This window comes from Pandoraea pulmonicola (genome assembly GCF_000815105.2).
Lineage (GTDB): Bacteria > Pseudomonadota > Gammaproteobacteria > Burkholderiales > Burkholderiaceae > Pandoraea > Pandoraea pulmonicola.
The window spans coordinates 2,981,944-2,994,647 of record NZ_CP010310.2 but is presented as its reverse complement, the minus strand read 5'-3'; the positions used below and the strand labels follow the sequence as shown (position 1 = coordinate 2,994,647).

The 12,704-nt window shown below is 66.2% G+C and carries 10 protein-coding genes; 6 read left to right on the top strand and 4 right to left on the bottom strand.

The window, feature by feature from the left end:
- Window positions 1–3 precede the first annotated feature (3 nt).
- From RO07_RS13000 to RO07_RS12985, 4 genes are all read left to right on the top strand, one after another.
- The gene (locus tag RO07_RS13000) at window positions 4–999 is read left to right on the top strand and encodes a glycosyltransferase family 2 protein (protein ID WP_039415362.1); all 996 of its coding nucleotides are present in this window, start codon (window positions 4–6) and stop codon (window positions 997–999) included.
- A gap of 47 nt (window positions 1,000–1,046) precedes the next feature.
- On the top strand, window positions 1,047–2,168 hold the full coding sequence (locus RO07_RS12995; RefSeq protein WP_052267266.1) for a glycosyltransferase family 9 protein: 1,122 nt from the start codon (window positions 1,047–1,049) through the stop codon (window positions 2,166–2,168).
- On the top strand, window positions 2,156–3,100 hold the full coding sequence (locus RO07_RS12990) for a glycosyltransferase (protein WP_039411216.1): 945 nt from the start codon (window positions 2,156–2,158) through the stop codon (window positions 3,098–3,100). The genes RO07_RS12995 and RO07_RS12990 overlap by 13 nt, the downstream gene beginning before the upstream one ends.
- Window positions 3,101–3,361: 261 nt before the next feature.
- Window positions 3,362–4,762, top strand: a complete 1,401-nt coding sequence (locus tag RO07_RS12985; protein ID WP_052267265.1) for a sigma-54-dependent transcriptional regulator — start codon at window positions 3,362–3,364, stop codon at window positions 4,760–4,762.
- Between the two features lie 59 nt (window positions 4,763–4,821).
- On the opposite strand, the gene RO07_RS12980 is transcribed toward RO07_RS12985, so the two are convergent.
- Window positions 4,822–5,766, bottom strand: a complete 945-nt coding sequence (locus RO07_RS12980) for a glycosyltransferase family 2 protein (protein ID WP_039411214.1) — start codon at window positions 5,764–5,766, stop codon at window positions 4,822–4,824.
- Window positions 5,745–6,521: a PIG-L deacetylase family protein gene (locus RO07_RS12975; protein WP_052267264.1), complete on the bottom strand. Its 777-nt coding sequence runs from the start codon at window positions 6,519–6,521 to the stop codon at window positions 5,745–5,747. The genes RO07_RS12980 and RO07_RS12975 overlap by 22 nt, the downstream gene beginning before the upstream one ends.
- Before the next feature lie 29 nt (window positions 6,522–6,550).
- Between RO07_RS12975 and RO07_RS12970 the strand changes: the two genes are divergently transcribed.
- Together RO07_RS12970 and RO07_RS12965 are read left to right on the top strand one after the other, a co-directional pair.
- Window positions 6,551–8,266, top strand: coding sequence for a PAS domain-containing hybrid sensor histidine kinase/response regulator (locus tag RO07_RS12970; protein WP_052267263.1), 1,716 nt, complete (start codon window positions 6,551–6,553; stop codon window positions 8,264–8,266).
- 180 nt (window positions 8,267–8,446) lie between these two features.
- Window positions 8,447–10,255 (top strand): thiamine pyrophosphate-requiring protein, encoded by a 1,809-nt coding sequence (locus tag RO07_RS12965; RefSeq protein ID WP_039411210.1) that lies wholly within the window; start codon window positions 8,447–8,449, stop codon window positions 10,253–10,255.
- Here RO07_RS12965 and RO07_RS12960 read toward each other — a convergent pair.
- Both RO07_RS12960 and RO07_RS12955 read right to left on the bottom strand, forming a co-directional pair.
- A complete protein-coding gene (locus tag RO07_RS12960) occupies window positions 10,153–11,181 on the bottom strand; it encodes a UDP-glucuronic acid decarboxylase family protein (RefSeq protein ID WP_039411208.1) in 1,029 nt (342 codons plus the stop codon). The two genes, RO07_RS12965 and RO07_RS12960, sit on opposite strands and share 103 nt — an antisense overlap.
- Window positions 11,178–12,515, bottom strand: a complete 1,338-nt coding sequence (locus RO07_RS12955; RefSeq protein WP_052267262.1) for a glycosyltransferase family 4 protein — start codon at window positions 12,513–12,515, stop codon at window positions 11,178–11,180. The genes RO07_RS12960 and RO07_RS12955 overlap by 4 nt, the downstream gene beginning before the upstream one ends.
- Window positions 12,516–12,704: the final 189 nt, after the last annotated feature.

Here is a 12,704-nt window from a genome sequence, read left to right as displayed (position 1 = left end):
TCCATGGGCTCCGCGACAGATTCCCATCTCGTCGTGTCGGTCGTGGTGCCGACCTGGCGTCGTCCGGACCTGCTGCGCCGGTGCCTCACGGCACTGTGCGCGCAGCGGTTCGACGCCACGGCATTCGAGATCATCGTGGCGGACGATGGCCCCGACGCTGCCACACGCGACGTCGTTGCCGAATTTCAGGCCCGCATGGCGGGCGCGCCCGAGGTGGTCTACCTGCCCGTCGCGAAGACGCAAGGCCCGGCCGCCGCACGCAACGCGGGCTGGCGGCTCGCGAAGGCGCCCATCGTCGCATTCACGGATGACGACACGATCCCCGATCCGCTGTGGCTGCGGGGCGGTTGCGCCGCGTTGCTTCGCGAGCCCGGGGCGGCGGCCGTCGCGGGAGACATCGAGATGCCGATTGCCGATCCCCCAACCGACTACGAACGCGATGCCAGTGGATTGGCGCACGCCGAATTCGCCACGGCAAACTGCTTCGTGCGGCGAAGTGCGCTTGCCTTGGTGGGCGGCTTCGACGAGCGCTTCACCCGTGCCTGGCGAGAAGACGCGGATCTCATGTTCGCGCTGCGCAACGTCGGGACCGTCTCGCGCGCGCCGGGCGCGCGTGTCCTGCACCCGGTGCGCCCCGCGCATTGGGGTGTGAGCGTCAGCCAGCAGTCGAAGGTGTTCTTCGACGCCTTGCTCTACAAGAAGTACCCGGCCCTCTATCGCCGGCACATTCGGCCATCGCCGCCGTGGCTTTACTACATTGCTGGATTCGCGCTGCTGCTCGCGGTGTTGCTGACCGTCTTCGGGCAATACGCGGCCGCCGCTGCGGCACTGATCGTCTGGGGTGTCGCCACGGCCGTGTTCTGCGTCAGACGGTTGCGGCATACCGCGCGCACGCCGGCGCACGTCGCCGAGATGATCTGGACATCGATCGCCATCCCGCCGGTCTCGTTGTACTGGCGCGTGCGGGGCGGTCTTCACTTCAAGGTGCTATTCCTATGAGCACGCTTCCGATATCCGCAGCACGGCATCGTTCGGCCGATACGCCAATGGCCTGCGCCGGGACGCCGCCGCGCCTGACGCTTCCGAATCTGGGCAAGCACCGACGCATCGTCGTGTTCCGGGCGCTGCAACTGGGCGACATGCTATGCGCCGTGCCGGCGCTCAGGGCGATCCGGCTGGGCGAGCCCGCCGCGAGAATTACGCTCGCCGGACTGCCGTGGGCCGAGTCGTTCGCGTCGCGTTTCAAGTCGTACATCGATGACTTCCTGCCGTTTCCCGGTGCGCCCGGGTTGCCGGAGCAGGGCGCCGATGCCGGGCAACTGCGCGCCTTCGAACAGCAATGCCGGGAACGGCATTTCGACCTCGCCGTGCAGTTGCATGGCAGCGGCACGTATTCGAATGCCGTGGTGAGCCGGATGGGGGCCGCATGCAATGTGGGGTTCGTGCCGCATGACGAGGCTTCACCAGTGTCCGCGGATCTCGCCGAAAAGGGTGTCGAGCACGGTCTGCCCTGGCCGGAAGCAGGCTCGGAAGTCCACCGATGTCTCGAACTGACGCGCGCGATGGGCTATCAGGATTGGGGCGATCACCTCGAGTTCCCGTTGGCCGCGCTGGATTACGCGACGTTCCAGGTGCTGTGCGACAAATTCCGGCTCGAACCGGGACGCTTCGTCGTCATTCACCCCGGCTCGCGAATGCCGTCGCGGCGCTGGCCCGTGGAGCGCTACGCCAGCGTGGCGGACAAGGTGGCGAAGGCGGGTTTTCGCGTGGTGCTGACCGGCGGCGCGCACGAGCGGGACATCGCACAGGCGCTCGCGGCGCGCGCGCAGGAGCCCGTCATCGATTTCTGCAGCAAGACGTCGCTCGGCACGCTGGCGGCCCTCATTGCCCATGCCCGGCTGCTGATCTGCAACGACACCGGCGTCTCGCATATCGCGGCCGCCATGGGGGCGCGCAGCGTGGTGGTGGCGTGCGGCAGCGATGTCGCGCGCTGGGCGCCCCTCGATGCGGAGCGGCACGACGTGCTGGCAAAGCATCCGGCGTGCCGTCCCTGCATGTTTCATTCCTGTCCGTACGGACACGAGTGCGCGACCGAGGTTTCGGTGGCCCAGGTCATGCGCCACGTCAGGGCGATGCTGAGCGCGGGAGATTCAGTATGCGACGGCTGAAAGTGCTCACGTGGCAAGTCCATGGCAACTATCTGTTCTATCTCTCGCACGCGCCGCACGACTTCTACATCGTGACAAAGCCGGACAATCCCGCTGGATATGCGCGTTGCGGCAGTGCATTGCCGTGGGGCGGCAACGTGCACGAGGTACCGTATCACGCGGTGCCTCATACCGAGTTCGACTGTGTGCTGTATCAACACCATCGCCACTACCTGGAGGATGGGCCTGCGCTGTTGAGCGACGCGCAGCGGCGCCTGCCGACGGCGTTCGTCGAACACGACCCACCGCAGGGGCATCCAACCGACACGCGACATCCGGTGCGGGACCCCAACGTCATGCTTATTCACGTGACACCGTTCAATGCGCTGATGTGGGATTCGGGCGACACGCCGACGCGTGTGATCGAGCACGGCGTCAGTCTGGTCGAAGAGGTCGAGTGGCACGGCACGCTGCCCAAGGGCATTACAGTCGTCAATCATCTCGCCCGGCGCGGCCGGCGACTCGGCGCCGATGTGTTCGAGCGCCTGCGCGGCGAAATCCCGCTCGATCTCGTTGGGATGGACGCTCAGGCACTCGGCGGCATTGGCGAAATTCCGGCGTCGGAGTTGCCGCGCTTCATGTGCGCGTACCGATTCTTCTTCAATCCGATTCGATACACGAGCCTCGGCCTTGCCGTGATCGAAGCGATGATGGCCGGCCTGCCGATCGTGGCGCTCGCCACAACGGAGATGGCCATGCTGATTCGCTCGGGACACAACGGCGTGGCGGACACGCGTCTGGACGTGCTCTCCGACGCGATGCACAACCTGATCCGCGACCCGTCGCTCGCCAGGGAATGGGGCGAGGCTGCGCGACGCGATGCGCAGGCGCGCTTCGGCATCGGCCGTTTCGCCCATGATTGGGACTGCGCGCTGCGAGAGTTGACGCAGTAGCATGCAGCACATGCGGGCAATGGCGCCGGTGCGGCAGCCTCGTTCTCGCGTCCGGTAAGGCCGGATCTGTAAGATGGCACTGACAGACGTCGGTTTGGTTTCCGTCTATAAAGGGTAACGTATCGTTCGCAGCAACGGATTGATTGTTTGGTCGCCCGATGACGTTCGGATAGCTACATTGCATGGTCCGATGCGGCAACCTTCGGCTTCCGATCGCTGTCCGAGCAATGCGACGGTAGCAAACCGACCGAGGCCTGCGAGATGCCATACATTCTCATCGTCGAAGACGACCAGGACACGCGGGACATGCTCAGTGCCCTGGCGCATGAACAGCAGTTGAACTGCGACGCCGTGTCGACGCTTGCCCAGGCGCGCGAAAAGATCGCCAAACGCGTGCCCGACCTGATCCTTGCCGATCTGATGCTCCCCGACGGCGATGGCATGACGCTTGTCGACGATTTCCCGCATGCCGCCGATGTCGAGGTCGTGCTCATGACAGGCCATGCCAGTCTCGACACCGCCATTGACGCGTTGCGACGCGGTGCGGCGGACTATCTCGTCAAGCCGATCAATATGCAACGGCTAAACGGCATTCTTGCCAGAGTGCCCCGCACGGACGAGTTGCGCGGTGAAATTCTTGCGCTGCGCGCGCAGTTGCAGCAACTCGGCCGCTTCGGCCGCATGCTCGGCAACTCTCCGGTGATGCAGGAGGTGTACCGGGCGATCAGCCGCGTGGCGCCGAGCGAGGCGGCGGTGTTCCTGATGGGCGAGTCGGGCACGGGCAAGGAACTCGCGGCACAGACCGTCCATGATCTGAGCTTGCGACGCAAAGGGCCTTTCGTCGCGGTCAATTGCGGCGCGATCGCCGCCAATCTGGTCGAGAGCGAGATGTTCGGCCACGACCGCGGCAGCTTCACGGGCGCCGAGCGTCAGCACAAGGGATTCTTCGAGCGAGCCGATGGCGGCACGCTTTTTCTGGACGAAGTGACCGAAATGCCGCCGGAATCGCAGGTGAAGCTGCTGCGCGTGCTGGAGACCGGCCAGTTGACGCGCCTGGGCTCGACTCAGGAAACCAGTGTCGATGTGCGCATCATCGCTGCGACCAACGTCAATCCGGAAGCCGCCGTAAGCGACGGCCGCTTCCGCCTCGATCTCTATCACCGGCTGAACGTCTTTCCGATCACGCTGCCTCCGTTGCGCGAACGCGGCGACGATATTCCGATGCTCGCGCAGGCGTTCCTCACGGCGCTGACCGATACCGATGGCCGGCAGGTGATGTTCAGCGACGCCACCCTCAAGGCGCTGCGCGCGTACGACTGGCCGGGCAACGTGCGGGAATTGCGTAATCTCGTACAGCGTGCGCGCATCCTCAACGATGGCGACGTGATCGATACGCTGCCGCCGCCCATCCTGACGGAGTTCGACGAGGCGCTTGCCAACGACGACAGCGTCACGGTGTCGCCCGATACGCCGCTCGAAGACATGGATCGCAAGCTGATTCTCGGCACGTTGGAGCGGTGCGGTGGCGTGAAGGCGAGGGCCGCGGAAATGCTCAACATCAGTCTGAAGACGCTCTACAGCCGTCTCGCGCAACCGGCTCAACCGGAGGAGCCGGCGGAACCGGTCGGGAAGAACGACGGCTCGACAGCGCGTTCACGATGAGCCATCTATCGCACGGCGGCGATGCTCGTAACGTCTCTGGCGTCGCTGGCGCTCCTCGATCACGTTCGCGCCCCGCGCATGGTGAAGGTCCGTTCCGCGGCCTCCACGCGGCGCCGCATCCTCTCGACGCGTCGGGGAATGACGCTGCGCTCGCGCAAGGTCCAGGCAAGCCCCTTGAGCGTTTGCGCCCAACCCGCGACGCCGCCTGCCTCGCGCCACACCTTCGGGGCGAGGCGCCAGGTCTGGCGCATGGCGGCGCCCAGTGGAAGGCGCAGCCATGCCGTCCAGACCGCGTTGCGCGCAAGCGTGGCCCGTCGGGTGACGGTGTCGCGCATGAGCGAAGGATAGTGATGCACTGTCAACTGGTCGCTGTAGACGAGCGTCCATCCCTGTGTGGCAATGTCCAGCGCGAGCAGGGCCTCTTCGCCGCCGAGAAAGAAGCGGGGATGGTACCCGCCGGCCGCGACGAAGGCGGCCCGGCGGAACACGGTGGCCCCGGCAAGCATGCCGAGAATGGTCGGTCCCGGCTGTTTGGGAAACGTGTCGAGCGGACTGTGCCGCATGAGTTCGCTGGTGCTGTCTTCGCGCCGTTCCACGCCGACCAGCACTCGCGCCGTGATGGCGCCGATGTGCGTGTGCTTGTCGAGACAGTCCGCGGCGAGGCACAGCGAGCCGGGCTCCCACCACGTATCGTCGTCGCAGAAGGCAACGTAGGGCGTTCTGGCGTTGCGCACGCCGATGTTGCGGGCACACGCGCCGAGATTGGTGGCGGAGCGGAGCAGGGTGACGTCGGGAAACTGCTCGCAGACCATTTCGGCCAGGGCGCGCTCGGAACCATTGTCCACGACGATGATGGCGGGACGATCGGGCAGCGCGACGAGTCGGCGCAGCGTTCGACGCAATTCGAATGGGCGCCGATGCGACAGCACGACCACCGTCAGGCGCGGATCCCGCTGCCCCGCGACACGGGCGGGGCAGGCACTCAAGGCGATACAGGAGACCATTGCAGTTGCCAGTAACTCTCGGAAGTGTTCAGATCGATCAGCGCCTCCGGGTCAAGCAGACCCAGTTGGCTCTCGTACGCCTGCATGGCTTCGACCTTGACGGCGGCGAAGTCGCCGCCGGCCAGCTCAGGCGCAATGAGGTCGGTGCGACGGACCGTGTAGCCCTGCTCGCGCCACTGACGCACGCGCGCGGCCACGAGTCCGCTGAGCCGCCGGTACGGCATGTCCTCGTAAAAGCACCAGCGGTCGAGCTCGCACCCGCCTGCATCGGCTTCGGCGATGTCGCCGGCGTCGGCCAGCACGTGCGCGTGCTCGTGGAGCATCGCCCAGACCGCGTCGAACACCAGCGCATGGTCGCTGTGAAACAAGCCGAGAGGCGCGAGGATACGGTGCTCGGGATGTCGGTCGATGACCTCGCGCAGGGCCGGTGTGATCGTCTGCGGTGTGTTCTCTTCACAATATTGCCGGTCGAGAAACGGCAGCCAGAGCGGTTGCGCACGCAGGATTTCGAGCGCGGCGCGGTCTTCGAGGTGGCGGGCCTGCATGGCCGCGCGCCCCGATGCAAAACCCGCTGCCTTGTCCCAGGGCGGAGCTTTGCCGTCGTCGGACGGCACACCTGCGAAGACCGTCACGACGGTACTGCCCGGCGAGGCGGCGAGCAGCCGTCCGCAACTGAAGACGGCATCATCGAGATGCGGAGATATCACGAGCCATTTCGACGTATCCGGCGGCTCGGACAAGAGACTTTGCGTCATGGGTTGCATCCTCGATCGTTGCGGTGGCCATGGTGAAGAGCAAATATCGTGCCCACCGCTGGACGATGCTCGTTCTCGCGTCGCTGGTTGCCGTGTTCGCGGACCTGCTTCTACGGCCGCTCATCCCCCCGGAAATGGCCTGGGCGACAGCGCTGATCTACGTGCCGGTCATCGTGTTGGCGGCCCGTCTGTTCCGTGGCGATGGCGCGCGACTCAAGACAGAAGGCGTGCTCGACGCCGTGCCCAACGCGATCGTCAGCATCGACAGCGGACTTCGCATCACGCAGTGGAATCCGGCCGCCGAGCGGATGTTCGGATTTCCGGCGCAGCGGGTCATCGGCAAATCCGTGGAGCAGTTCGCCGCCCGGCACTGGCTGGCGCGCTACCCGCTCAACCGTCCCCTGAGTGCTGCGACGGCGAGCGTGGTGGGCGCCGATATCGTGTGTCTGCGCGCGGACGGGCGGCCCTTTCGCGCCGCCTTCTCCAGTGCGCCATTGCGCGATGCGCGGGGACAGTGCGTCGGCGCCACGGCGGTGTTGCGCGACGAGGGGAAGAAGCACATCGACAATCGGCACATTCAACGGTCGTTGCGCGGTGCACGCGACGAGCGCGATCAGGCGGACACCTCGAACCGCATGAAGGACGAACTGCTGGCCACGGTGTCTCACGAACTGCGCACCCCGCTTAACGCTATCTACGGGTGGATCGAAGTGCTGCGCCATCCGTCGGGCAAGGACATGCAGTCGCAGGCCGTGGACGCCATCGACCGCAGCGCGCGCTCGTTGGCCCACATGGTCGACGACATTCTCGACGTGTCGTCGCTGGCCACGGGCAAGCTCCGGCTCGAGCGGATTCTGCTCGACGTGGAACGCATCGTGCACGACGTGACGGTAACGATGCAGACGATGGCGGCCACAGAAGGCGTGACCCTCACGTCGGGCGTGTCCGCCACGACGGGCTTGCTGGTCGGCGACGGGGAGCGGTTGCGCCAGATGCTCACCAACCTCGTATCGAACGCCATCAAGTTCACGCCGCGCGGGGGGCATGTGAAGGTCACGCTGGAGCAGGACGACCGCTGGCTGCGCCTGTCGGTCATCGATACCGGGCAAGGCATTGCGGCCGACTTCCTGCCTTACGTTTTCGACGCCTTCCGACGTGCGTCCGACGCGCCTGTGTCGCCGCGCCGCGGCCTTGGCCTGGGGCTGTCGATCGTACGCCACATTGCCGAACTGCATGGCGGCAGCGTCGAGGTGGCGAGCCGGGGCGCAGGCACCGGCAGTCGGTTCACCGTACGATTGCCGCTGGAAGGCCACCCACCCCAAGCCATGCCCGCGCAGACCGCGCCGTTGCTCGCACAGCCGACAACGGTGCTCGAAGGTCATCGCATCCTGCTCGTTGACGACGACGGCCCGTCGCGCGAGAGCCTGGCAGCCGCGTTGCGCACGCTGGGGGCCACCGTCAGGGAAGCGAGGAGCGGGCAGGAGGGACTGGCCGCCGTGCGCGAGGATACGCCCACGATCGTGCTTTCCGATCTGGAGATGCCGGACGGCGATGGGTTCTGGCTCGTGCGGCACATCAACGACGAGCGGGGCACGCGCGAGCCGGTTCCCGTGCTGGCCGTGACGGCGCATGCGGACAATACGCAGCGACATCAGGCGCTTGCCGCCGGTTTCCGGGCTTACGTGGCCAAGCCGGTCGACGTACGCGCGCTGGCGCGTCAGATTCTCACGCTGACGACTCGGTGAGCGCCCGTTCGGCATGCCATTTTTTCAAGCGCCCTGTGAAAATTACCCGAGCAGGATAGGGTTGACGACTGCGTCCGATGCCGGCGCAACTCCCAGGGAAGGCGAGCATACGCGCGCCCGCGATGCGCCGCCACGGCACGAACCTTGCGACGGTGGTGTATTTACCGGGAGAACACCGTCATGGCACAGAGCGTGGGAGATTTTCTGCTGGAACGGCTTCGCCTTTGGGGCGTGCAGCGGGTATTCGGCTATCCCGGCGACGGCATCAACGGCATCGTCGGCGCTTTTGGCAGGGCCGGGAACGAGCCTGAGTTCGTACAGGTGCGGCACGAGGAGATGGCGGCTTTCATGGCATGCGCGCATGCGAAGTTCACCGGCGAGACCGGCGTGTGCCTCGCGACGTCCGGCCCGGGGGCGATTCACCTGCTCAACGGCCTCTACGACGCCAAGGCGGATCATCAGCCGGTGGTCGCCATCGTCGGTCAGCAAAAGCGGGCTTCGCTCGGCGGCGACTTCCAGCAGGAAGTCGACCTCCACGCGTTGTTCAAGGACGTGGCGCACGAATATGTGCAGGAGATCGTGACGCCTGCGCAGGCGCGGCACGTGATCGATCGTGCGTTGCGCATCGCGCACGACCAGCGTGCCGTCACCTGCATCATTGTCCCGAATGACGTGCAGGACCTGCCGGCGGTCACGGTGCCTCCCCGAGTGCACGGCAGCGTGCGCAGCGGTGCCGCCGTCGACGGCGTCAAGCGGCCGCCGCGCCATGTCGTGCCGTCGGACGACGAACTCGATCGCGCCGCCGAGGTGCTCAACGCAGGCGAGCGCGTCGCCATGCTTGTCGGGGCCGGCGCGCTCGGTGCGGGCGCACGCGTCATCGACGTCGCCAACCGGCTGGAGGCCGGTGTGGCGAAGGCGTTGCTCGGCAAGGCCGTGATCCCCGATACGTTGCCGTGGGTCACCGGCGCCATTGGCCTGCTCGGCACGGAACCGAGCTGGGAACTGATGAACGAGTGCGACACCTTGTTGATGATCGGCTCGGCATTCCCATACGCCGAATTCCTGCCGGAAGAGGGACGGGCGCGCGGCGTGCAGATCGACATCGATCCGCGCATGCTGAGTTTGCGGTACCCGATGGAAGTCGCGATGGTCGGTGACGCACGCGCCACGCTCGACGCGCTGCTGCCGAGGCTTCACGTTCGCCAGAACGACGACTGGCGGCGGCAGGTGCAGGGGCGCGTGGCGCGCTGGTGGCGCGTCATGGACCGGCGCGCGGCGTCGGATGCCAGGCCGATCAATCCGCAGCGCGTGTTCCGCGAGCTCTCGCACCAGTTGCCCGACAACGCCATCGTGACGGCCGACTCGGGCACGGCAGCCAACTGGTATGCCCGGGACGTTCAACTGCGCGAAGGCATGATGGGTTCGCTCTCCGGCGGCCTGGCGTCGATGGGAGCGGCCATGCCGTATGCGCTGGCTGCCAAGATGGCGCACCCGTCGCGCGTGGTCGTGGCGCTCGAAGGCGACGGGGCGATGCAGATGAACGGCATCAACGAACTGATCACCCTGTCGAACCTGTGGCAAACGTGGCGCGACCCGCGGCTGGCCGTACTCGTCCTCAACAACGGCGACCTCAACGAGGTGACCTGGGAGCAGCGCGCGCAGGAGGGCGACCCTCGCTTTGCCGTGTCGCAGTCGCTGCCCCCCTTCGACTATGCCGCGTACGCTCGGCAACTGGGGCTGAACGGCATCCGGGTAGAAGACCCGAACGACTTGCGCGCGGCGTGGCGCGAGGCGTTTCGGGCGGATCGACCCACCGTGCTCGATGTCGTGACCGATCCGAACGTGCCGCCGATTCCGCCGCACATGACCCTCGAAATGTTCGGCAACTACACCGGGGCGCTGCTGCGTGGCGATAGCGAAGCGGCCGGTGTGGCGCGCGCGACCCTGCGCGAGGTTTGGGAAAGCGTGGCCAGCCGCTGGGAGAAGTAGCGCACCGTGTGGGCGAGGCCGTCGGCGAGCGGGGTGGACGGCGCCCACGCGAGACACTCTCCCGCGACGCGCAAGTCGGGACACCGGCGCCGGGGATCGTCGGCGGGCAGGGGACTGAACTCGATGGGCGCCTTCGAGCCCGTGGCATGCAGGACCTCGCGTGCGACGTCGAGCATCGAGAGCTCGTGATCGCTGCCGAGGTTCACGGGCACTTCCGCCGCCACATCCGCCGCCATGAGCCGAATCAGGCCGTCGACCAGATCGTCCACGTAGCAGAGCGCCCGGGTCTGCGAGCCGTCGCCGTAGACGGTCAACGGTTCGCCGCGCAGCGCCTGCGTGATCAGGTTCGATATCACCCGGCCGTCCTGCGGGTGCATGCGCGGACCGTACGTGTTGAAGATGCGCGCAATGCGCGTCTGTACGCCGTGCTGACGGTGATAGTTCACGAAGAGCGTCTCCGCACACCGCTTGCCCTCGTCGTAGCATGCGCGCAACCCGATCGGATTCACATTGCCCCAGTACGATTCGGCCTGCGGGTGGACGCCGGGGTCGCCGTAGACCTCGCTCGTCGAGGCCTGAAGAATGCGCGCGCCGGTCCGCTTGGCGAGTCCGAGCATGTTGATGGCGCCGTGCACGCTGGTCTTGGTCGTCTGCACCGGGTCGCGCTGATAGTGCACGGGCGACGCCGGGCAGGCGAGGTTATAGATCTCGTCGACCTCGACGTAGAGGGGGAACGTCACGTCGTGACGCATCAGTTCGAAGTTGCCGGCGTCGAGCAGGTGGGCGATGTTGTCCTTTACACCCGTATAGAAGTTGTCGACGCATAGTACGTCATGCCCGGCGCTCACGAGCCGCTCGCAAAGATGAGAGCCCAGGAACCCGGCGCCGCCGGTGACGAGCACGCGCTTGCGGTGCAGTTCTTTCATCGGATGCTCTCCTTGAGCGTTTCAAGCACGGGAGCGGCCGGCTTGACCGTCATCGTGCGCACGGGCGGCAGCGGTACGATGGTCGCCTTGCCGCGCGGTGCGCCGGCCAGTCTGGCGTAGACCGCGCACAACTGCTCCGCGACACCGCTCCATGTGAAGTGACGATTGGCTCGGCGCGCACCCGCCAGGCCCATTTGGTGTGCGAGGCAGCGGTCGTCGCGCAACTGGGCCAGACGTGCGGCGAGCGCTTCGGGCTGCTTCGGCGGCACCAGAAAACCCGTCTCGCCGTCGACGACCGTCGTTCTTATACCGCCCACATTGCTGCCGATCACTGGCGTGGCGCATGCCATCGCCTCGACCGGCGTGATGCCGAACGGCTCGTACCAGGGTGTGGTGACGAAGACGTCAGCCGCGCTGTAGAAGTCCTTGAGCGCGTCGCGATCGCGCCGCCCGACGAAATCGACATGCTCGGCAACGTCGAGCTCATGGGCGAGCTTCGACAGCCGCGCCAGTTCCGGAGAGCGGTCGACATCGATGCGATAGTCCGGGCCACCGACGATGTGGAGCTTCACGGGCCGGCCGCATGTCACCTCGTCGAACATCACGCGCAACGCGCGAATCACGTTGTCGATGCCCTTGCGCGGCACCAGCCGACCGAGTTGCAGGATCGAAAACTCGTCGGCGTCCCAGCCGAGCGCCGCACGCGCGTCGGCGCGGGCGACCGGGTGGAATTCGTTGGCATCGAAACCACAGGGCACGATCTCGATGCGACGCGGGTCGGCGTTGTAGAGCGTGAGGAGGTCGATCTTGTCCTGCGGGCATTCGGCGATGATCACGTCGGCCGTGCGAACGAGAGCGGTCTCGATCTCGATGCGCGCCTCGGGGAACGTGTCCGACGCTCCCTGGTTGTGGCGCCTGACATGTCCAAGGGCGTGAAACGTCATGACGAGCGGAATATCGAGCACCTGCCGAACGCGCATGCCGACCTGCCCCGACATGAAGAAGTTGGCATGCAGGATGTCGTAGCCTGGATTCGCGTGGGCGCAGTAGCGCACCATGAACTCCGCGAATTCCCCCATATGCGGCAGCAACTGCTCTTTCGGAATGTCGCGCGGGGGGCCAGCGGGCACGTGTATGACGCGAATGTTGTGGCCGACCGGCACGACAGGGGGCAGCGCCGGGTTGTCGCAACGCGTGAAAACGTCGACGCGGCAGCCGCGCGACACGAGTTGTCGGGCGACGTTGGCGACGTAGATGTTCTGACCTCCGGCGTCGACCCCACCGATGGCGGCCAGCGGCGAAGCGTGTTCGCTGATCAAAGCAATTTTCTGCATGACTTATGACTCCGGCTGGGCGGGGGGCGCTTGAAATCGGCGCCGTCAAGGGCGTCGTGCAATTGGCATGCCAACAGGAGTGACTGCCAGCGCACAACTGCCGGGCAGCCTCGACAGTGCGCGTCGAGAACCGCATTTCACAAGGCGCAACGGTTCTCGACGCCGGGCCCTCGTCGCTGCGACGTCTCG

Bases quoted from the DNA above. Each gene is read 5' to 3' on its own strand.
- RO07_RS12960 (WP_039411208.1), bottom strand. From the start codon at position 11,181: ATGAAAGAACTGCACCGCAAGCGCGTGCTCGTCACCGGCGGCGCCGGG.
- RO07_RS12995 (WP_052267266.1), top strand. From the start codon at position 1,047: ATGGCCTGCGCCGGGACGCCGCCGCGCCTGACGCTTCCGAATCTGGGC.
- RO07_RS12965 (WP_039411210.1), top strand. From the start codon at position 8,447: ATGGCACAGAGCGTGGGAGATTTTCTGCTGGAACGGCTTCGCCTTTGG.
- RO07_RS12970 (WP_052267263.1), top strand. From the start codon at position 6,551: ATGGTGAAGAGCAAATATCGTGCCCACCGCTGGACGATGCTCGTTCTC.
- RO07_RS12990 (WP_039411216.1), top strand. From the start codon at position 2,156: ATGCGACGGCTGAAAGTGCTCACGTGGCAAGTCCATGGCAACTATCTG.
- RO07_RS12980 (WP_039411214.1), bottom strand. From the start codon at position 5,766: ATGGTCTCCTGTATCGCCTTGAGTGCCTGCCCCGCCCGTGTCGCGGGG.
- RO07_RS12955 (WP_052267262.1), bottom strand. From the start codon at position 12,515: ATGCAGAAAATTGCTTTGATCAGCGAACACGCTTCGCCGCTGGCCGCC.
- RO07_RS12975 (WP_052267264.1), bottom strand. From the start codon at position 6,521: ATGACGCAAAGTCTCTTGTCCGAGCCGCCGGATACGTCGAAATGGCTC.
- RO07_RS13000 (WP_039415362.1), top strand. From the start codon at position 4: ATGGGCTCCGCGACAGATTCCCATCTCGTCGTGTCGGTCGTGGTGCCG.
- RO07_RS12985 (WP_052267265.1), top strand. From the start codon at position 3,362: ATGCCATACATTCTCATCGTCGAAGACGACCAGGACACGCGGGACATG.